The following is a 21,012-nucleotide window of genomic DNA, read 5'->3' as shown; positions in this document are numbered from 1 at the left end:
AATTAACGGTGTGCCAGTTCGGCGTCGTCTTCGCTATCCAGAATGGCTTTATCGGTTTGCTTCAGCCACTGGCTGGTCAGCGTGCCAGCGGTCATCGAGCCACTAACGTTTAGCGCCGTACGGCCCATGTCGATAAGCGGTTCAACGGAGATTAACAATGCCACCAGCGTTACAGGCAGGCCCATCGCAGGCAGCACAATCAGTGCGGCGAAAGTTGCGCCACCACCGACACCGGCAACGCCTGCGGAACTAACGGTAACAATACCGACCAGCGTCGTAATCCACATCGGGTCCAGCGGGTTAATGCCAACCGTAGGCGCAACCATCACCGCCAGCATTGCCGGATACAAACCGGCACAGCCGTTCTGACCAATGGTCGCACCGAAAGAGGCGGCGAAACTGGCGATGGATTCAGGAACACCGAGTCGACGCGTTTGTGCTTCCACATTAAGCGGGATAGACGCAGCACTGGAACGGCTGGTAAAGGCAAACGTCAGTACTGGCCATACCTTACGGAAGTACTTCAGCGGGCTCACGCCATTAATGCCCAGCAGAAGGCCATGCACTGTAAACATAATCAGAAGACCGAGGTAGGACGCGACAACGAAACTTCCCAGTTTGATGATGTCTTGCAGGTTAGAACCTGCAACCACTTTGGTCATCAGCGCCAGAACGCCGTAAGGGGTCAGCTGCATGACCAGGCGAACCAGTTTCATCACCCAGCTTTGCAGGGTATCGATAGCGGTTAAGACGCGTTCACCTTTCGGCGCATCATCCTTCAGCAGCTTCAGCGCAGCTACGCCGAGGAATGCGGCAAAAATTACCACGCTGATAATTGACGTCGGATTGGCTCCGGTCAGATCGGCAAACGGGTTTTTCGGGATAAAGGACAAGATCAGCTGCGGAACGCTCAGGTCAGAGACTTTACCAACATAGTTACTTTCGATGGCGTTCAAACGTGCAGTTTCTGCACCACCCTGAACCAGACCTTCAGCCGTCAAACCAAACAGGTTGGTGACCAGCACACCGACCAGCGCCGCAATCAGCGTGGTAAACAAAAGCGTTCCGATGGTCAGAAAACTGATTTTGCCTAACTGTGATGCGTTATGCAGACGGGCAACCGCGCTCAGAATAGAGGCGAAGACTAACGGCATAACGATCATTTGCAGCAGTTGAACATAGCCGTTACCAACGATGTTAAACCACTGTACAGAATCTTTAAGTACCTGGCTGTCAGAACCATAAATGGTATGCAGGGCGAGGCCAAAAACCACACCCATCACCAGACCCACCAGCACTTTTTTCGCCAGACTCCACTGTTTATGGCGGGTCTGAGCCAGCGCAAACAGCAGTACAACGAACACCACGATGTTCGCAATTAATGGAAAGTTCATCCCCGTTCTCCTGATCTTATTATTTCTATCACTGCGTAGCAGTCATAGTGTTGGCGCAAGATTAACAGAACTGTGTGCTGGCTCTTATATTCAAATGGAATTGCTTATTCCAGAAAGGCGATTTTTGCCTTTTTAGTATTCAACCTGATGCTTAATAAGCCGATGAAACTGGATCTGCAAGGTATTGATCATTTGCGATGACCAACGAACAGCGCTGTTTTCGGGTAATGAATGGGGCATCCATACAGACCAGACAAATAATGCCATGCAGATAAAACGTTCCAGTTGGTTGCCCTTTTGGGGAACCAGGATAGGCAAGCGGAAACGCCAGCGGCATGGCCAGAGCAGGGGAACACCGGCGGGTGTCAGCATATCGGCAAGTATGTGGCTCAAATAACCCAGTACCATTCCCTGCAACGCATCAGCAGGAATAAACCAGCTTTCAGGAACCTTAAGGTAAAAGGTTGCCAGCAGCGCAAATACCGCCAGCAGACTGTGGGTAAAACCACGATGCCCAAAAGCGCGGGCGATCGGTTTTGATATCCACTTTAATCGCTGCCCAAGAAACGACTTTGGGTGATCGATGTCCGGTAACAAACACGTCAGGATTGCGGAAGGGACAATATGCCACCAGTCACCCTGTGCCAGCACGGGCGTCAGCTCGGCATTTTTGGCAAATACCGCACAAGCAATAGAAAAGAGAAGGTGACCTTCCGCCGTCATGATAAAACTCACTAAACTGTCGATACGTACAGTATAGGATTTTTATACAGTGCACGGAAGTAGTGACGGTGTAACTCTTTCTCTTAAATTGACGATTAATCCGCCAGTTGAATGCAAATTCAGATAAAGAACCAGGGGCAGCGTGATAACTGCCCTTGGTTATTAACCGAGAAGGTCTTTTGCGGTGAGTTCTGTCAGCGATGAGAGTTTGACGTTTGCTAATACAAAACGTGGATCATTTTGCGCTTCTGGCGCAGGAACGACGATGGAACGCATGCGGGCTGCTTTAGAGGCGATCATGCCATTTACCGAATCTTCCAGCGCTACGCAGGTCAGTGGGTCAACGCCCAGTTTTGCTGCGCAGTCGAGATATACTTGCGGATGCGGCTTGCTGTAAGGCAATTTTTCAGCCGAGGCGAGGGCATCGAAACTGTCGCGTAAGTCAAACATGGTCAACACTTTTTCCAGCATATGTAGTGGTGACGCGGAGGCCAGTCCCACCAATAAACCTTGTTCTTTGCATAACGCAACAGCTTCACGCACGCCTGGCAATAATGGGCGTGTCTCTTCAACCAGTGAAATGGCACGAGCAATAACCCGTTCTACTACTTCCTGACGGCTTGGACCATTCCAGGGTTGCCGGGCGTACCAAAGATCGACCACCATATCGATGCGTAAACCTAAGGTGTCCGGCAGCTCGTTACGACGGGATATATCCACCCCCAGGCTTGCCATCACATCCAGTTCAGCTCGATCCCATAAAGGTTCTGAGTCGATAAGTAATCCATCCATATCAAAAATTGCAGCAAGAATCTGACGCGGGGTTGACATTACAACCTCTCCTTTAGAGCATTATGTGTAAGGTATTAAGCCGTGCTTATGATTAAGCGCCTATCATATCGCCTTTAAAGAATGGGCGAAAACAGATATCTACAGGTAAACTAAGTGAAACGACGCGTCTTAATCAAGGAGAACTCATGACGTATCAACAAGCTGGACGCATTGCTGTTTTGAAAAGGATTTTAGGTTGGGTGATTTTTATACCTGCATTGATCTCTACATTGATTTCTTTGCTGAAATTTATGAATACCCGGCAGGAAAACCAGGAAGGCATTAATGCGGTCATGCTCGACTTTACTCATGTCATGATCGATATGATGCAGGCGAATACGCCTTTTTTGAATCTGTTCTGGTATAACTCCCCGACGCCCAATTTTAATGGTGGCGTGAACGTTATGTTCTGGGTGATTTTCATCCTGATTTTTGTCGGACTAGCGTTGCAGGATTCCGGTGCCCGGATGAGTCGCCAGGCGCGCTTCTTGCGGGAAGGTGTTGAAGATCAACTCATTCTGGAAAAAGCCAAAGGGGAAGAGGGGCTAACGCGTGAACAAATTGAGTCACGTATTGTTGTGCCGCACCATACTATTTTCCTGCAGTTTTTCTCGCTGTATATCCTGCCGGTTATTTGTATTGCTGCAGGTTATGTGTTCTTTTCTCTGCTGGGGTTTATTTAACCAAAAGGCCGCACGGAGCGGCCATTATCCTCACCCCATATTATGCTGCTAATAATCTATCCAGTGACTGCTGAGCAATAACCAAATGCTGACCGCCAAATAACCTTGCACGATTTAACAGCGTGTAGAGTTGGTAAACCGGTTGACGTTCAAGGAAATCGGCAGGTAGCGGGGATACTGACTGATAGCCGTCATAGATTTGTGGCGGCTGTTCAGTATGCAGCGGTAACATCGCCAGGTCGCACTCTCGGTCACCCCAGTAGCAGGCCGGGTCGAAAATGTACGGGCCATCCGGACCCAGCGCACAGTTGCCGGACCATAAATCGCCGTGCAACAGAGAAGGCTGCGGTTGATGCGAGGCCAGACGCTGCTGAATATGCTCGACGATGGCATCGATATTGCCGAAAGCGATCCCTTTTTCTGCCGCCAGTTCCAGCTGCCAGCCAATCCGTTGTTCAGCAAAAAAAGTTGACCAGCGACGTTGCCAGGTGTTGGGCTGGGGAGTTGTGGAGATCGCGTTATCGAAATCGAGGCCAAATTGCGGTTGGTCGCTCCATTGATGTAAACGCGCAATTTGCTGACCAAGAATAAATGCGCTATGCGCATCCAGCGGGCGAGGTGGGAGATAATCCATCACCAGAAAACTGTAGTCACGGTCAGCGCCAACTGCCCAAACCTTAGGCACGGTGACGGTTTTACTACGCGACAGTAACTCCAGTTGGTCGGCTTCGGCGGTAAAACCGGGAAGCAGTTCCCTTTCATCACATTTGACGAAAAAGTCACGTCCTGCATAGCGCAAATGCCATGCGGCATGGACTTCTCCGCCAGGCAGTTCATTACGCAGTTCGATTTCGCCTTCACCTAACTGCTCGCTCAAAAGACGACTGATTGCCTGCCACATGATGTCTCTCCCATGTTGTCTGCCAGATCATAAGGTTAGCGCAAGAATGCGGTGTAAAAACACGAGCTAACGCACACCACAGACTGATTATTGCCCAAAAACCATTTATTTTCTGTTGCTATTCCATTCCTCCCAGGTCGTGATGGTGATTTCAGGATCTTTGCCGGTTGCACTTTGGGTAAGCCCCGAAACCAGTTCTCTAATTTCTTCTTCACTTTGGGTACTGATAAGTCCAAAAGTGTTAGTCCCCAGCTCATGGATATTTCCATCATCATCCGTCATGGTGAGCAAAAAACCGTCGCGAGTCAGGTAATTATTCAACTCGTTAATTTCAGTCAATGTATCCTCGTGCAACATGACGGTTATGACATAACGGACAAGATCGCCACTGGCCATAGTTCACCCCTTTGTTATCACATGACTTTTGAGCATAGTCGGAGAAACGCGTTGCCGACAGGTTGGTGGTGATTCCCCCAATGCAGGGGGAATGTTTCAGTTAGCGGGAAAGGTAAGCGTAAATTTTTTGTGTATCGTCATGGGAGCACAGGCGTGTTCCCTGATTGAGTGTGGCTGCACTCCCCGCAGCTACGCCAAAACGGACCATCTCTTCAAGAGAGGCATTTTCTGCCAGTTTCAGAGTCATCGCGCCGACCATGCTGTCACCAGCGCCAACGGTGCTCTGGCTTTTCACCGGTGGTGGCACAACCTGAATGCAGTTTTCACTATCAACGCCCAGCGCCCCTTGTGGACCCAGGGAAACGACAACTCGTTTGGCCTTGCCGCTATTAACGATTTCCTGCGCGGCTTTGCGGACATCGTCTGGCTGGGTGAGTTCGCGATTCACCAGCGCACTGAGTTCTTTTTGGTTAGGCTTAACCAACTCGATGTTACCAATCGCCAGTGCTGCACTTAACGCTTCGCCAGAACTGTCGACGATACAGCGGATCCCTTGGTTTTGCGCAGCGGAAATCAGTTGGGTTAATTTTTCTAGCTTCACACCTGGCGGCAGGCTTCCGCTTATGACCAGGATAGCACCGGATTCAATTTCCAGAACTTGCTCTTCAAGTTGGCGAAACTCATCTTCACTTAATGCCGCGCCTGGCATGACAAAACGATACTGCTCACCGCTTGCTTCCACATGTACGTGTAAATTCTGCCGGGTCCAGTCTTTGGCTTCTACAGTAGCGACGGGGACATTTTCATCTGCCAACAGTGAAACCAGATGTTCGCCGGTCGCACCACCCGCCGGGAAGATCGCTGTGGCACTGCCTCCAAGATGGGCAATGGCGCGGGCGACGTTGATGCCGCCGCCTCCGGGTTCGAATACCGGTGCGGTACAGCGCAGCTTTCCTTCGGGATAAATTTGCGGGGTAATTGTTGCGCTATCGAGAGAGGGCGCAAGTGTCAACGTATAGATACGTACCATCATTTCCTCCTATAGGCTGATTTCAGTCTGGCACCGAATCAGCGGAAAGTGAAGAAATTAACAATATGATTTATTAGAGCTTTATTTAAAATTTTGCAGATAAATATATATAAATAAAAATCTGTTTTCGCCACATGCTTATTCAAAAAATGAAATAAGAATATATTGCTAAGTTATTCGCGCCTTTTTATAATTCGTTACCTTTCCAGGGACGCTAATCTTTGATCCTTAAGAAAGTTTCCGGGACCGAGAAGGTCTCTTTTTTTGTTGTACGGACTCTTGATAAATGAAGCTTTTGAAGACAGTTCCTGCCATCGTTATGTTGGCGGGGGGCATGTTTGCGTCACTGAATGCAGCTGCCGATGATTCCGTTTTTACTGTCATGGACGATCCTGCCAGCGCTAAAAAACCTTTCGAAGGTAATCTGAATGCAGGATATCTTGCACAATCAGGCAATACGAAAAGCTCCTCACTTACGGCTGACACTACCATGACCTGGTATGGACATACCACTGCCTGGTCGCTGTGGGGGAACGCCAGTAATACCTCTTCTAATGATGAGCGTTCTTCAGAAAAATATGCGGCGGGCGGGCGTAGCCGTTTTAATTTAACTGATTATGACTATTTATTTGGGCAGGCAAGCTGGCTGACAGACCGTTATAACGGCTATCGAGAGCGCGATGTGTTGACCGCGGGTTATGGTCGCCAGTTTTTGAATGGCCCGGTACACAGTTTCCGCTTTGAATTCGGTCCAGGTGTGCGTTACGACAAATATACCGACAATGCCAGTGAAACCCAGCCGCTGGGTTATGCCTCCGGGGCTTATGCATGGCAGTTGACTGACAACGCTAAATTTACGCAGGGTGTTTCCGTCTTTGGCGCGGAAGACACAACGCTGAACTCTGAAAGCGCATTAAATGTTGCTATTAATGAACATTTTGGACTGAAGGTGGCTTACAACGTCACATGGAACTCTGAACCTCCAGAGTCTGCACCGGAACATACCGATCGTCGGACAACCTTATCGCTGGGCTACAGCATGTAACATTATCTGCCGGACCGTAGTATGCGGTCTGGCTGTTTTCGTTTGTCACTGCTCAGCCCCAAATCATTGCTGCCCAACGTAGCAACAACATAGCGCCACAGATTGCCAGTAGCACCACCACCATCTTCCAGTGTTTTTTATCAAAGCGTTTAGTCGGCATACCAGTGTCCTGCATATCTCTTGTGCGTGATAACGGAGTGTAACAAAAGGGACAGGCAACAAGGGATTTTTTGCAATTGCAGCCGTCGGGTGGCGTTGTGCACCCGGTCACTGTTATTGAGTTTAAAGTATATGTATCAACATATACATCGTAAATATTTAGTTATAAATACGCCTGTAGTTCATCTGGACTAAAGCTCAGGCTTTGGCTGATTACATTTATAGCTGCATAATATATTTCTACCGTTTTATAATGATTATGATGAATGGCTATATGAACAGCTGATATGTTGTCATGATTTTTAGCGGCCAACAGTGTGAATAACTGATGTTGACTAAAAGAATATTTTTTTGCAAAAGTACACAGCGTCGATATATAAGATAGCACGACGTCTTCATTACCCTTGCTCATGGCGATGTATAAAGCAGGGGTTCCATGTGCTGTTGCGCCTTTTAATAAATCCATGATGTTAATTTTACTGAGGTTATATTTAAAGGCGATTCCATAAATTTTTGAGAGGAACCGTGTGACACACAAAGGGTGATTATTTTCCATTGCAGCGAATAATCCTGGTTCACCGTCGTGTATTTTCATTGCTAAAATATCCATTACCAGCTTTTTGTTTAAAAGCTCTTGTGCTATTGGAGTGGTTAATGTATTAAGGAAGATATTGATTATTTCATCGAATCCATACAACATGGTAATGTAGAGTCCAGGTGTGTCATTGGCACTTTTAGTTTGCAGTAACTTAACTAGATTATTTTTATGAATGATGCGACTATTTACCAGTGACTGAATTTCTTGCATAAATATTTTTACGTTGTCAGTATGTCCGTTCATCATAGCCAGAAATAAAGCAGGAGTACCAACGCTATTCTGCGCAGTTATTATTTTAATGATTTCTTTTTCAGGGAGTATGCGCAACTGTTTGAATAATGTAATAAGCTGTTGAGTCTGTCCTGTGGCCATTATTAACAACATTGCCGATGGATGTATAGGGGCAAATGGCATTCGTGTCGCAATACCCGCGAAAATAGCCGCTGGAACTCCCTCAGGTAATAGAGGGAGAATTGCAATTGCACAGTTGCGAACATACATATCAGCCCAGGTCTGAGCATCGGGACCTGAACTGATGAACTTATCAAGCGAGACAAAGCCTCGTGCTGTCCTGTGGGTGCCTCTGACGGCAACATTGGTGTCGTTCGGATCGTAAACGGACACAACATAATTTAACTGTCCATCCGCTGCCAACTTTATTCGTAGCCTTACTGATAAAGTATGATTGTCTATATATAAAATCGCGGACATATGACTGACATTGTTTGCCATCATTCGACAGAAGAAAATATCTAAAGCGAAGCCAAAATCCTTACTCGCGATAACGCGACTCCCTGCAGGAGGATGGCGAAGTAATGCTCTGAACTCCGCGTCCCGGACTATAGGGACATGCTGTTGTATGGATTCAACGGAGGAGTAATGTTTAATCAGGTTGACTTTGCCTTTTCCATTGCCCAATGAATCAAGGGCGTATTGTAATGACAGATGGCGACAAAAAATAGCGTCAGAAGGAGATTGCAAAAAAAATGCACTACCATTGAGATTTACTGTTGGTTGTATAGTTTTTTCTCTATGGATTTTTTTTGACAGCTTCATGCAATGGTTACGTTTTTCGGCAGTTGACTGTTCCTGTTCAATATAATCCAGTATGCTTCGCAAATGGTTAGCTTTAATGGGCGTGGTTTCCAGAAGTAAGGAAATGATTTCTTTTTTATAGTGTAATGTAATGAGTATATTTTCTGCATGGATGGGGGAAGTGGCAAAGTTAATGATAAAAAGGGCAGTGGAATAACAATTTTGTGATATTTTTCGACAGCTTGCGGTAAATTCCTGAGTAACACAGTATGACAGCGTCGAACTTAAATCAGAGGTATCAAGTAGGGTGATGAGCTGGCGCGCAAATTGATTAATAGGCTCTGCTGAAGGCGTTGGTATGTCGCTATCGATGTGCACTCTATGAGGAGACTTATAATGAGTTCTGATAATGATATCGTTTTCACTCATAATCTATTCGCCTTATATATGTCTGGAGGTTTTGAGTATGATGATTAATTATTATCGCCAGAACGAAATGTGCACGAAAAATTGCTATAAGAATTGTGTCACTTTTATCATTGCGATATGACCAGTTCGTCATTAATCTCATGATCGTTTAAATACCACCGCCAAATAGCGCAACGAACTTTGCTGGATTCAGTTTATCTGCGTAAATCCGCTCGCAGTAAACCTTTCAGACGCTGCGTGATGTTATCAGTGGTTCTTTAAGCGTTTTGCTGGTGTACTCACTACAAACGAATTGCGAATCGAATCAATGTGAAACGGAAAGGTACAATCTCCCTTTTTTTAGTGTTAACATCGTTCAACCGGGTGGAAGGTGAGAGGTTAATGTCTTTCATTTGTGTACCTGATTGCGAACCAATTTAGCATTTGTTGGCTAGATGGTTTCGCAATGAACTGTTAATAAACAAATTTTTCTTTGTATGTGATCTTTCGTGTGGGTCACCACTGCAAATAAGGATATAAAATGCCTGTTATAACTCTTCCTGATGGCAGCCAACGCCATTACGACCACGCTGTAAGCCCCATGGATGTTGCGCTGGACATTGGTCCAGGTCTGGCGAAAGCCTGTATCGCAGGGCGCGTTAATGGTGAACTGGTTGATGCTTGCGATCTGATTGAAAACGACGCACAACTGTCGATCATTACCGCCAAAGACGAAGAAGGTCTGGAGATCATTCGTCACTCCTGTGCGCACCTGTTAGGGCACGCGATTAAACAACTTTGGCCGCATACCAAAATGGCAATCGGCCCGGTTATTGACAACGGTTTTTATTACGACGTTGATCTTGACCGCACGTTAACCCAGGAAGATGTCGAAGCACTCGAGAAGCGGATGCATGAGCTTGCTGAGAAAAACTACGACGTCATTAAAAAGAAAGTCAGCTGGCATGAAGCGCGTGAAACTTTCGCCAACCGTGGGGAGAGCTACAAAGTCTCCATTCTTGACGAAAACATCGCCCATGATGACAAGCCAGGTCTGTACTTCCATGAAGAATATGTCGACATGTGCCGCGGTCCGCACGTACCGAACATGCGTTTCTGCCATCATTTCAAACTGATGAAAACGGCAGGGGCTTACTGGCGTGGCGACAGCAACAACAAAATGTTGCAACGTATTTACGGTACGGCGTGGGCAGACAAAAAAGCGCTAAACGCTTACCTGCAGCGTCTGGAAGAAGCCGCGAAACGCGACCACCGTAAAATTGGTAAACAGCTCGACCTGTACCATATGCAGGAAGAAGCGCCGGGTATGGTCTTCTGGCACAACGACGGTTGGACCATCTTCCGTGAACTGGAAGTGTTTGTTCGTTCTAAACTGAAAGAGTACCAGTATCAGGAAGTTAAAGGTCCGTTCATGATGGACCGTGTTCTGTGGGAAAAAACCGGTCACTGGGACAACTACAAAGATGCAATGTTCACCACGTCTTCTGAGAACCGTGAATACTGCATTAAGCCGATGAACTGCCCGGGTCACGTACAAATTTTCAACCAGGGGCTGAAGTCTTATCGCGATCTGCCGCTGCGTATGGCCGAGTTTGGTAGCTGCCACCGTAACGAGCCGTCAGGTTCGCTGCATGGCCTGATGCGTGTACGTGGTTTTACCCAGGATGACGCGCATATCTTCTGTACTGAAGAACAAATTCGCGATGAAGTTAACGGATGTATCCGTTTAGTCTATGATATGTACAGCACTTTTGGCTTCGAGAAGATCGTCGTCAAACTCTCCACTCGTCCTGAAAAACGTATTGGCAGCGACGAAATGTGGGATCGTGCTGAGGCGGACCTGGCAGTTGCGCTGGAAGAAAACAACATCCCGTTTGAATATCAACTGGGTGAAGGCGCTTTCTACGGTCCGAAAATTGAATTTACCCTGTATGACTGCCTCGATCGTGCATGGCAGTGCGGTACAGTACAGCTGGACTTCTCCTTGCCGTCTCGTCTGAGCGCCTCCTATGTGGGTGAAGACAACGAGCGTAAGGTACCGGTAATGATTCACCGCGCAATTCTGGGGTCGATGGAACGTTTCATCGGTATCCTGACCGAAGAATTCGCTGGTTTCTTCCCGACCTGGCTTGCGCCGGTTCAGGTTGTTATCATGAATATTACCGATTCACAGTCTGAATACGTTAACGAATTGACGCAAAAACTATCAAATGCGGGCATTCGTGTTAAAGCAGACTTGAGAAATGAGAAGATTGGCTTTAAAATCCGCGAGCACACTTTGCGTCGCGTCCCATATATGCTGGTCTGTGGTGATAAAGAGGTGGAATCAGGCAAAGTTGCCGTTCGCACCCGCCGTGGTAAAGACCTGGGAAGCATGGACGTAAATGAAGTGATCGAGAAGCTGCAACAAGAGATTCGCAGCCGCAGTCTTAAACAATTGGAGGAATAAGGTATTAAAGGCGGAAAACGAGTTCAAACGGCGCGCCCTAACCGTATCAATGGCGAAATTCGCGCCCAGGAAGTTCGCTTAACAGGTCTGGAAGGCGAGCAGCTTGGTATTGTGAGTCTGAGAGAAGCTCTGGAGAAAGCAGAAGAAGCCGGAGTAGACTTAGTCGAGATCAGCCCTAACGCCGAGCCGCCGGTTTGTCGTATAATGGATTACGGCAAATTCCTCTATGAAAAGAGCAAGTCTTCTAAGGAACAGAAGAAAAAGCAAAAAGTTATCCAGGTTAAGGAAATTAAATTCCGTCCTGGTACAGATGAAGGCGACTATCAGGTAAAACTCCGCAGCCTGATTCGCTTTCTCGAAGAGGGTGATAAAGCCAAAATCACGCTGCGTTTCCGCGGTCGTGAGATGGCGCACCAGCAAATCGGTATGGAAGTGCTTAATCGCGTGAAAGACGATTTGCAAGAACTGGCAGTGGTCGAATCCTTCCCAACGAAGATCGAAGGCCGCCAGATGATCATGGTGCTCGCTCCTAAGAAGAAACAGTAAGGCCTTCAAGTAGCACTGTCTGTGGAGCCTTTGGGCTTCACAGGCATTGTTCGCCTTTGTTTCGTTTATTAACAATGCGAAGTGGAAGTTATTAAAATGCCAAAAATTAAGACCGTACGCGGTGCTGCTAAGCGCTTCAAAAAAACCGGTAAAGGTGGTTTTAAGCACAAGCACGCTAACCTGCGTCACATTCTGACCAAAAAAGCGACCAAACGTAAACGTCACCTGCGTCCGAAAGCCATGGTTTCCAAAGGCGATCTGGGCCTGGTAATCGCGTGCCTGCCGTACGCATAAGCCGTTAACGTTTTTAACTTTTTAATTAGAATATAGATACAGGAGAGCACATATGGCTCGCGTAAAACGTGGTGTAATTGCACGCGCACGTCACAAGAAAATTTTGAAACAAGCTAAAGGCTACTACGGTGCGCGTTCTCGCGTATACCGCGTTGCCTTCCAGGCTGTTATCAAAGCTGGTCAGTATGCTTACCGTGACCGTCGTCAACGTAAGCGTCAGTTCCGTCAACTGTGGATTGCGCGTATCAACGCAGCAGCACGTCAGAACGGTATTTCTTACAGCAAATTCATCAATGGCCTGAAAAAAGCCTCTGTTGAAATCGACCGTAAGATCCTGGCTGATATCGCAGTATTCGACAAAGTAGCGTTCACCGCTCTGGTTGAAAAAGCGAAAGCAGCTCTGGCATAAGCCAGTTGAAAGAGGGAGCTAGTCTCCCTCTTTTCGTTTCAACGCCATCAAAACATTGACTTTTATCGCCGTAGCCTTTTCAATAAAGGTCTTTTGAAAAGTACCAAAAGGTAACGCAAGCAATGAATGCTGCTATTTTCCGCTTCTTTTTTTACTTTAGCACCTGACTCCAGGAGGCTAGCGCGTGAGAAGAGAAACGGAAAACAGCGCCTGAAAGCCTCCCAGTGGAGGCTTTTTTTGTATGCGCGTTTTGAAAAATAAAAAGCCAGTCTATCAGGCGTAATTGTCGCAGCCAGTCTGGACACGGCCAGCGCGGAGAAACCGGAGCGTACTTAAGTACGTGGGGATTTCGAGCACTGCCCGGGACCAAAATGGCAAGTAAAATAGCCTGATGGGATAGGCTCTAAGTCCAACGAACCAGTGTCACCACCGACACAATGAGGAAAACCATGTCACATCTCGCAGAACTGGTTGCCAGTGCGAAGGCGGCCATTAGCCAGGCGTCAGATGTTGCCGCGTTAGACAATGTGCGCGTCGAATATTTGGGTAAAAAAGGGCACTTAACCCTTCAGATGACGACCCTGCGTGAGCTGCCGCCAGAAGAGCGTCCGGCAGCCGGTGCGGTTATCAACGAAGCGAAAGAGCAGGTTCAGCAGGCGCTGAATGCGCGTAAAGTGGAACTGGAAAGCGCAGCGCTGAATGCGCGTCTGGCAGCGGAAACGATTGATGTCTCCCTGCCAGGTCGTCGTATTGAAAACGGCGGTCTGCATCCGGTTACCCGTACCATCGACCGTATCGAAAGTTTCTTCGGTGAGCTTGGCTTTACCGTGGCAACCGGGCCGGAAATCGAAGACGATTATCATAACTTCGATGCTCTGAACATTCCTGGTCACCACCCGGCGCGCGCTGACCACGACACTTTCTGGTTTGACGCTACCCGCTTGCTGCGTACCCAGACCTCTGGCGTACAGATCCGCACCATGAAAGCTCAGCAGCCACCGATTCGTATCATCGCGCCTGGCCGCGTTTATCGTAACGACTACGACCAGACTCACACGCCGATGTTCCATCAGATGGAAGGTCTGATTGTTGATACCAACATCAGCTTTACCAATCTTAAAGGCACGCTGCACGACTTCCTGCGTAACTTCTTTGAAGAAGATTTGCAGATCCGCTTCCGTCCTTCCTACTTCCCGTTCACCGAACCATCGGCGGAAGTAGACGTCATGGGTAAAAACGGTAAATGGCTGGAAGTACTGGGCTGCGGGATGGTGCATCCGAACGTGCTGCGTAATGTTGGCATCGATCCGGAAGTTTACTCTGGTTTCGCCTTCGGGATGGGGATGGAGCGTCTGACCATGTTGCGTTACGGCGTCACCGACCTGCGTTCATTCTTCGAAAACGATCTGCGTTTCCTCAAACAGTTTAAATAAGGCAGGAATAGATTATGAAATTCAGTGAACTGTGGTTACGCGAATGGGTGAACCCGGCGATTGATAGCGATGCGCTGGCAAATCAAATCACCATGGCGGGCCTGGAAGTTGACGGTGTAGAACCGGTTGCCGGTAGCTTCCACGGCGTGGTTGTTGGTGAAGTGGTTGAGTGTGCGCAGCATCCGAACGCTGACAAACTGCGTGTGACAAAAGTGAATGTCGGCGGCGATCGCCTGTTGGACATCGTCTGCGGTGCGCCAAACTGCCGTCAGGGCCTGCGTGTGGCGGTAGCGACCATTGGTGCTGTTCTGCCGGGTGATTTCAAAATTAAAGCGGCGAAACTGCGTGGCGAACCGTCTGAAGGGATGCTGTGCTCCTTTTCTGAGCTGGGAATTTCTGACGATCATAACGGCATTATCGAGCTGCCTGCGGATGCGCCGATTGGCACCGATATCCGCGAATACCTGAAACTCGATGACAACACCATCGAAATTAGCGTAACGCCAAACCGTGCCGACTGCTTAGGCATCATTGGCGTTGCGCGTGACGTTGCCGTGCTGAACCAACTGCCGCTGGTTGAACCGGAAATCGTTCCGGTTGGTGCGACCATCGACGACACGCTGCCGATTGCAGTCGAAGCGCCGGAAGCCTGCCCGCGTTATCTTGGTCGTGTGGTAAAAGGCATTAACGTTAAAGCGCCAACTCCACTGTGGATGAAAGAAAAACTGCGTCGTTGCGGGATTCGTTCTATCGATGCGGTCGTTGACGTCACCAACTATGTGCTGCTCGAACTGGGCCAGCCGATGCACGCTTTCGATAAAGATCGCATTGAAGGCGGCATTGTGGTGCGGATGGCGAAAGAGGGCGAAACGCTGGTGCTGCTTGATGGCACTGAAGCGAAGCTGAATGCTGACACTCTGGTCATCGCCGACCACAACAAGGCGCTGGCGATGGGCGGCATCTTTGGTGGCGAACACTCTGGCGTGAATGACGAAACACAAAACGTTCTGCTGGAATGTGCTTTCTTCAGCCCGCTGTCTATCACCGGTCGTGCTCGTCGTCATGGCCTGCATACTGATGCGTCTCACCGTTATGAGCGTGGCGTTGATCCGGCACTGCAGTACAAAGCGATGGAACGTGCGACCCGTCTGCTGATCGACATCTGCGGTGGTGAGGCTGGTCCGGTAATTGATATCACCAACGAAGCAACGCTGCCGAAGCGTGCAACCATCACTTTGCGTCGCAGCAAACTGGATCGCCTGATTGGCCATCATATTGCCGATGAGCAGGTCACTGACATTCTGCGTCGTCTCGGCTGCGAAGTGACCGAAGGCAAAGACGAGTGGCAGGCAGTTGCGCCGAGCTGGCGTTTCGACATGGAGATTGAAGAAGATCTGGTCGAAGAAGTCGCGCGTGTTTACGGCTACAACAACATCCCTGATGAGCCGGTGCAGGCAAACCTGATTATGGGTACTCACCGCGAAGCCGATCTGTCGCTCAAGCGCGTGAAAACGCTGCTCAACGACAAAGGCTATCAGGAAGTGATCACCTACAGCTTCGTTGATCCGAAAGTGCAGCAGATGATCCATCCAGGCGTTGAAGCCTTACTGCTGCCAAGCCCTATTTCCGTTGAAATGTCAGCAATGCGTCTTTCCCTGTGGACCGGCCTGCTGGCAACCGTGGTGTACAACCAGAACCGTCAGCAGAACCGTGTGCGCATTTTCGAAAGTGGTCTGCGTTTCGTGCCAGATACTCAGGCACCGTTGGGCATTCGTCAGGATCTGATGTTAGCCGGTGTGATTTGCGGTAACCGTTACGAAGAGCACTGGAACCTGGCAAAAGAGACCGTTGATTTCTATGATTTGAAAGGCGATCTTGAATCCGTTCTCGACCTGACCGGTAAACTGAATGAGGTTGAGTTCCGTGCAGAAGCGAATCCGGCACTGCATCCGGGGCAATCCGCAGCGATTTATCTGAAAGGTGAACGTATTGGTTTTGTTGGGGTTGTTCATCCTGAACTGGAACGTAAACTGGATCTTAACGGTCGCACTCTGGTGTTCGAACTGGAGTGGAACAAGCTCGCAGACCGCGTGGTGCCTCAGGCGCGCGAGATTTCTCGCTTCCCGGCGAACCGTCGTGACATCGCGGTGGTGGTCGCAGAAAACGTTCCCGCAGCGGATATTTTATCCGAATGTAAGAAAGTTGGCGTAAATCAGGTAGTTGGCGTAAACTTATTTGACGTGTACCGCGGTAAGGGTGTTGCGGAGGGGTATAAGAGCCTCGCCATAAGCCTGATCCTGCAAGATACCAGCCGTACACTCGAAGAAGAGGAGATTGCCGCTACCGTCGCCAAATGTGTAGAGGCATTAAAAGAGCGATTCCAGGCATCATTGAGGGATTGAACCTATGGCGCTTACAAAAGCTGAAATGTCAGAATATCTGTTTGATAAGCTTGGGCTTAGCAAGCGGGATGCCAAAGAACTGGTTGAACTGTTTTTCGAAGAGATCCGTCGAGCTCTGGAAAACGGCGAACAGGTGAAACTCTCTGGTTTTGGTAACTTCGATCTGCGTGATAAGAATCAACGCCCGGGACGTAACCCGAAAACGGGCGAGGATATTCCCATTACAGCACGGCGCGTGGTGACCTTCAGACCCGGGCAGAAGTTAAAAAGCCGGGTCGAAAACGCTTCGCCCAAAGACGAGTAATCTGATCTAACTAAAAAGGCCGCTCTGCGGCCTTTTTTCTTTTCACTGTCGAAGAGTCACCGTAAAATCAACGCCATGACACTTCAGCAGAACGGATACCATGCTGACACTTGCCCGCCAACAACAGCGACAAAATATTCGCTGGTTATTATGCCTGTCAGTTTTGATGCTGCTGGCGCTTCTCTTAAGCCTTTGCGCCGGTGAACAATGGATTTCGCCAGGTGACTGGTTTACTCCTCGTGGCGAACTGTTCGTCTGGCAAATTCGCCTGCCACGTACGCTGGCTGTATTGCTGGTTGGTGCGGCGCTGGCTATATCCGGCGCTGTAATGCAGGCATTGTTTGAAAATCCTCTGGCAGAACCTGGACTACTTGGCGTCTCTAACGGCGCAGGCGTAGGGCTTATCGCCGCGGTATTGCTTGGGCAAGGGCAACTCCCAAACTGGGCACTAGGGCTGTGTGCGATTGCTGGCGCGCTTATCATCACTTTAATACTCTTACGTTTTGCCCGTCGTCATCTTTCGACCAGTCGGTTATTGCTGGCTGGTGTTGCATTAGGGATTATCTGTAGCGCACTAATGACGTGGGCTATCTATTTTTCCACCTCTGTTGATTTACGTCAGCTGATGTACTGGATGATGGGCGGTTTTGGCGGCGTAGACTGGCGGCAAAGTTGGCTGATGCTGGCATTGATCCCCGTGTTGTTGTGGATCTGTTGTCAGTCCAGACCGATGAATATGTTAGCACTTGGCGAGATCTCGGCGCGGCAACTTGGTTTACCCCTGTGGTTCTGGCGCAATGTGCTGGTGGCAGCGACCGGCTGGATGGTTGGCGTCAGTGTGGCGTTGGCGGGTGCTATCGGCTTTATTGGTCTGGTGATCCCACATATTCTCCGGTTATGTGGTTTGACCGATCATCGCGTATTACTTCCCGGCTGCGCGCTGGCAGGGGCGAGCGCATTACTGCTGGCCGATGTTGTAGCGCGCCTGGCATTAGCTGCCGCAGAGCTGCCTATTGGCGTGGTCACCGCAACGTTGGGTGCGCCGGTGTTTATCTGGTTATTGTTAAAAGCAGGACGTTAGCCGCAAAAAGACGGTCTATGATTAAAAGCTAAGATTTTTACTGACCACCCAGGAGAAACGATGCAAGATTCCATTCTGACGACCGTAGTGAAAGATATCGACGGTGAAGTGACCACGCTGGAGAAGTACGCCGGTAATGTGCTGTTGATTGTCAATGTCGCCTCAAAGTGTGGCTTAACGCCGCAATATGAGCAGTTGGAGAATATTCAGAAAGCCTGGGCCGATCGTGGTTTTGTGGTGTTGGGATTCCCGTGCAACCAGTTTCTGGAGCAAGAACCGGGCAGCGATGAAGAGATTAAAACTTACTGCACCACTACATGGGGGGTGACGTTCCCGATGTTCAGTAAGATTGAAGTTAATGGCGAAGGACGCCATCCGCTGTATCAAAAATTGATTGCCGCAGCGCCGACGGCAGTCGCGCCGGAAGAGAGCGGATTCTATGCCCGTATGGTCAGCAAAGGTCGTGCACCGCTGTACCCTGATGATATTTTATGGAATTTTGAGAAATTTTTAGTTGGCAGGGACGGATTGGTCATCCAGCGTTTTTCCCCGGATATGACGCCGGAAGATCCCATTGTGATGGAAAGCATTAAACTGGCGTTGGCGAAATAATGTCTATTGTGATGCAGCTACAGGATGTTGCGGAATCAACCCGCCTTGGGCCGCTTTCTGGCGAGGTTCGGGCTGGGGAGATCCTGCATCTGGTGGGGCCGAATGGCGCGGGTAAGAGTACCTTACTGGCGCGAATGGCCGGAATGACCAGCGGTAAGGGAAGCATTCAGTTCGCGGGGCAACCACTGGAAGCATGGTCCGCAACAAAACTCGCGCTGCATCGCGCCTATCTTTCACAACAACAGACGCCACCGTTTGCAATGCCGGTCTGGCACTACCTGACACTGCATCAGCACGATAAAACGCGTACCGAACTACTGAATGATGTCGCAGGGGCGCTGGCTCTTGATGACAAACTCGGACGTAGCACCAATCAACTTTCCGGCGGCGAATGGCAACGCGTACGTCTTGCTGCGGTGGTGCTGCAAATCACACCACAAGCCAATCCCGCAGGTCAATTGCTGCTTCTTGATGAGCCTATGAACAGTCTTGACGTTGCGCAACAAAGTGCGTTAGACAAAATTCTGAGCGCGCTGTGTCAGCAAGGACTGGCGATTGTGATGAGCAGTCACGATCTCAACCACACCTTGCGTCATGCGCATCGGGCGTGGTTGCTAAAAGGTGGAAAAATGCTGGCCAGTGGACGCAGAGAAGAGGTGCTCACGCCGCCAAATCTGGCGCAGGCCTATGGGATGAATTTTCGCCGTCTGGATATCGAAGGTCACAGAATGCTGATTTCGACCATCTGAATTCATGAGTATCTTGAAAATCGGGTAATTACGACGCTAAATTAATGCAAGAATAAAAAACAGAGGAACCGTACGGAATGCGTTTCTGCCTTATTTTGATCACAGCACTGTTTCTGGCCGGGTGCAGCCATCATAAAGCTCCGCCGCCAAATGCCAGACTTTCTGACTCGATTACCGTTATTGCCGGGTTGAACGACCAGCTACAAAGCTGGCATGGCACACCGTATCGTTATGGTGGTATGACGCGCCGCGGTGTGGACTGTTCGGGGTTTGTGGTTGTGACGATGCGCGATCGTTTCGATTTGCAGCTGCCCCGTGAAACCAAACAACAAGCCTCTATCGGCACGCAAATTGATAAAGACGAGTTGCTGCCTGGTGACCTGGTCTTTTTCAAAACGGGTTCTGGACAAAATGGTTTGCATGTAGGTATTTACGATACCAACAACCAATTTATCCACGCCTCTACCAGCAAGGGAGTGATGCGTTCCTCTCTTGATAATGTCTATTGGCAGAAAAATTTCTGGCAGGCGAGACGAATCTAGTATGTCGAAAAATGGACGGCGATGATACATCGCCGTCCATTTACTCCTGAATACAGTAGTATTTTGCAGACAAAAATTCCGTAAATGGATTATTCGTTTATAATCAGGATAATCTAAAAAAAGGACCCCTGAAAAAGTGGTTAACATGGAACAAATGAAAGTTACTCCTTCTGTAATTGTTATGTCTTATGGCCTCATCCCTTTTAGCCGGATACTGAAAAACATCCTTCGAGAGGGGCGATTACCATGAGGATTTTTCTGGAGAATCTCTATCATTCTGATTGCTACTTCCTACCGATAAGAGATAACCAGCAAGACCTTGTTGGCGTTGAGTTAATTACCCATTTCTCCAGTGAAGATGGTACGGTTCGTATCCCGACGAGTCGGGTTATAGCGCAACTTACCGAGGAGCAACATTGGCAATTATTTTCTGAGCAGTTGGAATTACTAAAAACATGCCAACATTTTTTTATTCAACATAAACTCTTTGCCTGGCTTAATTTAACGCCTCAAGTGGCTACATTATTATTAGACAGGGATAATTACGCAGGCGAACTATTAAAATATCCGTTTATTGAACTGTTGGTTAATGAGAATTACCCGCATCTCGATGAGGGAAAAGATAATCGCGATCTTTTGTCCTTATCGCAAATGTATCCCCTTGTGTTAAGTAATTTGGGCGCAGGCAATAGCACAATGAAAGCGGTTTTTGATGGTCTTTTCACCCGCGTCATGCTGGATAAAAGTTTTATTCAGCAACAAATCACGCATCGCTCCTTCGAACCGTTTATTCGTGCGATCCAGGCGCAAATTTCCCCATGTTGCAATTGCATCATCGCGGGGGGCATTGATACGCCAGAAATAATGGCACAGATTACCCCCTTTGATTTCCATGCTCTCCAGGGATGCCTGTGGCCTGCCGTTCCTGTAAATCAGATAACGACGTTGGTTCAGCGATAACCCTCCT

23 protein-coding genes and 1 other annotated feature are annotated in these 21,012 nt (G+C 48.8%); of the genes, 15 read left to right on the top strand and 8 right to left on the bottom strand.

Going from position 1 to position 21,012, the window contains the following annotated elements:
- Window positions 1-2: 2 nt before the first annotated feature.
- The 3 genes from tcyP to hxpB form a co-directional block, all read right to left on the bottom strand.
- Complete coding sequence (gene tcyP, locus QUF14_RS10525; protein ID WP_001010692.1) at window positions 3-1,394, bottom strand: cystine/sulfocysteine:cation symporter; 1,392 nt, start codon at window positions 1,392-1,394, stop codon at window positions 3-5.
- A gap of 132 nt (window positions 1,395-1,526) precedes the next feature.
- Complete coding sequence (locus tag QUF14_RS10520; RefSeq protein ID WP_001295408.1) at window positions 1,527-2,117, bottom strand: metal-dependent hydrolase; 591 nt, start codon at window positions 2,115-2,117, stop codon at window positions 1,527-1,529.
- 162 nt (window positions 2,118-2,279) lie between these two features.
- Window positions 2,280-2,948 (bottom strand): hexitol phosphatase HxpB, encoded by a 669-nt coding sequence (gene hxpB / locus QUF14_RS10515; RefSeq protein ID WP_000106834.1) that lies wholly within the window; start codon window positions 2,946-2,948, stop codon window positions 2,280-2,282.
- Window positions 2,949-3,094: 146 nt separating this feature from the next.
- On the opposite strand from hxpB, the gene QUF14_RS10510 reads away from it, so the two are divergent.
- On the top strand, window positions 3,095-3,631 hold the full coding sequence (locus QUF14_RS10510) for a YniB family protein (RefSeq protein WP_000222172.1): 537 nt from the start codon (window positions 3,095-3,097) through the stop codon (window positions 3,629-3,631).
- 40 nt (window positions 3,632-3,671) lie between these two features.
- On the opposite strand, the gene QUF14_RS10505 is transcribed toward QUF14_RS10510, so the two are convergent.
- The 3 genes from QUF14_RS10505 to pfkB all read right to left on the bottom strand — a co-directional run bounded on the left by QUF14_RS10505 (window position 3,672) and on the right by pfkB (window position 5,958).
- The gene (locus tag QUF14_RS10505; protein ID WP_000267669.1) at window positions 3,672-4,532 is read right to left on the bottom strand and encodes a fructosamine kinase family protein; all 861 of its coding nucleotides are present in this window, start codon (window positions 4,530-4,532) and stop codon (window positions 3,672-3,674) included.
- 105 nt (window positions 4,533-4,637) lie between these two features.
- Complete coding sequence (gene ghoS, locus QUF14_RS10500; protein ID WP_000146149.1) at window positions 4,638-4,928, bottom strand: type V toxin-antitoxin system endoribonuclease antitoxin GhoS; 291 nt, start codon at window positions 4,926-4,928, stop codon at window positions 4,638-4,640.
- Between the two features lie 100 nt (window positions 4,929-5,028).
- Complete coding sequence (gene pfkB / locus QUF14_RS10495; protein ID WP_000251742.1) at window positions 5,029-5,958, bottom strand: 6-phosphofructokinase II; 930 nt, start codon at window positions 5,956-5,958, stop codon at window positions 5,029-5,031.
- A gap of 286 nt (window positions 5,959-6,244) precedes the next feature.
- Here pfkB and QUF14_RS10490 point away from each other — a divergent pair, with 286 nt between their 5' ends.
- Window positions 6,245-7,003: a DUF481 domain-containing protein gene (locus QUF14_RS10490; RefSeq protein WP_000771391.1), complete on the top strand. Its 759-nt coding sequence runs from the start codon at window positions 6,245-6,247 to the stop codon at window positions 7,001-7,003.
- 52 nt (window positions 7,004-7,055) lie between these two features.
- Here the strand turns inward: QUF14_RS10490 and yniD are convergent, their stop codons facing one another.
- Both yniD and espL1 read right to left on the bottom strand, forming a co-directional pair.
- Complete coding sequence (yniD, locus tag QUF14_RS10485) at window positions 7,056-7,163, bottom strand: small membrane protein YniD (RefSeq protein WP_001142445.1); 108 nt, start codon at window positions 7,161-7,163, stop codon at window positions 7,056-7,058.
- A gap of 162 nt (window positions 7,164-7,325) precedes the next feature.
- Entirely contained in the window at window positions 7,326-9,224 is a 1,899-nt protein-coding gene (espL1, locus tag QUF14_RS10480; RefSeq protein ID WP_001293431.1) for a type III secretion system effector EspL1, read from the bottom strand.
- 520 nt (window positions 9,225-9,744) lie between these two features.
- On the opposite strand from espL1, the gene thrS reads away from it, so the two are divergent.
- The 13 genes from thrS to ydiV all read left to right on the top strand — a co-directional run bounded on the left by thrS (window position 9,745) and on the right by ydiV (window position 21,005).
- Window positions 9,745-11,673 carry a threonine--tRNA ligase gene (gene thrS, locus QUF14_RS10475; RefSeq protein WP_001144202.1) on the top strand — a complete coding sequence of 643 codons (1,929 nt, stop codon included), beginning with the start codon at window positions 9,745-9,747 and terminating at the stop codon, window positions 11,671-11,673.
- Window positions 11,674-11,676: 3 nt separating this feature from the next.
- A complete protein-coding gene (gene infC, locus QUF14_RS10470; RefSeq protein WP_001700733.1) occupies window positions 11,677-12,219 on the top strand; it encodes a translation initiation factor IF-3 in 543 nt (180 codons plus the stop codon).
- 96 nt (window positions 12,220-12,315) lie between these two features.
- Entirely contained in the window at window positions 12,316-12,513 is a 198-nt protein-coding gene (rpmI, locus tag QUF14_RS10465; protein ID WP_001124225.1) for a 50S ribosomal protein L35, read from the top strand.
- A gap of 52 nt (window positions 12,514-12,565) precedes the next feature.
- Entirely contained in the window at window positions 12,566-12,922 is a 357-nt protein-coding gene (rplT, locus tag QUF14_RS10460) for a 50S ribosomal protein L20 (protein ID WP_000124850.1), read from the top strand.
- Between the two features lie 116 nt (window positions 12,923-13,038).
- Window positions 13,039-13,163 (top strand) — a sequence feature (Phe leader region).
- Window positions 13,045-13,089, top strand: coding sequence for a pheST operon leader peptide PheM (gene pheM, locus QUF14_RS10455; protein WP_001386830.1), 45 nt, complete (start codon window positions 13,045-13,047; stop codon window positions 13,087-13,089). Its footprint overlaps the feature before it by 45 nt.
- A gap of 208 nt (window positions 13,164-13,371) precedes the next feature.
- Entirely contained in the window at window positions 13,372-14,355 is a 984-nt protein-coding gene (gene pheS, locus QUF14_RS10450) for a phenylalanine--tRNA ligase subunit alpha (RefSeq protein ID WP_000018602.1), read from the top strand.
- A 14-nt stretch (window positions 14,356-14,369) separates the two neighbouring features.
- Complete coding sequence (pheT, locus tag QUF14_RS10445; RefSeq protein ID WP_000672326.1) at window positions 14,370-16,757, top strand: phenylalanine--tRNA ligase subunit beta; 2,388 nt, start codon at window positions 14,370-14,372, stop codon at window positions 16,755-16,757.
- A gap of 4 nt (window positions 16,758-16,761) precedes the next feature.
- Entirely contained in the window at window positions 16,762-17,061 is a 300-nt protein-coding gene (gene ihfA, locus QUF14_RS10440) for an integration host factor subunit alpha (RefSeq protein ID WP_001229265.1), read from the top strand.
- 100 nt (window positions 17,062-17,161) lie between these two features.
- A complete protein-coding gene (gene btuC / locus QUF14_RS10435; RefSeq protein ID WP_000956530.1) occupies window positions 17,162-18,142 on the top strand; it encodes a vitamin B12 ABC transporter permease BtuC in 981 nt (326 codons plus the stop codon).
- A 60-nt stretch (window positions 18,143-18,202) separates the two neighbouring features.
- Window positions 18,203-18,754, top strand: coding sequence for a bifunctional thioredoxin/glutathione peroxidase (btuE, locus tag QUF14_RS10430; RefSeq protein WP_001154187.1), 552 nt, complete (start codon window positions 18,203-18,205; stop codon window positions 18,752-18,754).
- Window positions 18,754-19,503, top strand: coding sequence for a vitamin B12 ABC transporter ATP-binding protein BtuD (gene btuD / locus QUF14_RS10425; RefSeq protein WP_000029466.1), 750 nt, complete (start codon window positions 18,754-18,756; stop codon window positions 19,501-19,503). Before btuE ends, btuD begins: the two co-directional genes overlap by 1 nt.
- Before the next feature lie 77 nt (window positions 19,504-19,580).
- Entirely contained in the window at window positions 19,581-20,045 is a 465-nt protein-coding gene (locus QUF14_RS10420) for a C40 family peptidase (RefSeq protein WP_001209785.1), read from the top strand.
- Between the two features lie 246 nt (window positions 20,046-20,291).
- Window positions 20,292-21,005 carry an anti-FlhDC factor gene (ydiV, locus tag QUF14_RS10415; protein WP_024212177.1) on the top strand — a complete coding sequence of 238 codons (714 nt, stop codon included), beginning with the start codon at window positions 20,292-20,294 and terminating at the stop codon, window positions 21,003-21,005.
- The last annotated feature ends 7 nt before the right edge of the window (window positions 21,006-21,012 follow it).

This window comes from Escherichia sp. HH091_1A, from assembly GCF_030295175.1.
Classification (GTDB): Bacteria; Pseudomonadota; Gammaproteobacteria; order Enterobacterales; family Enterobacteriaceae; genus Escherichia; species Escherichia coli_F.
The sequence above is the reverse complement of the archived record's forward strand: the minus strand, read 5'-3'. Positions and strand labels throughout refer to the sequence as shown.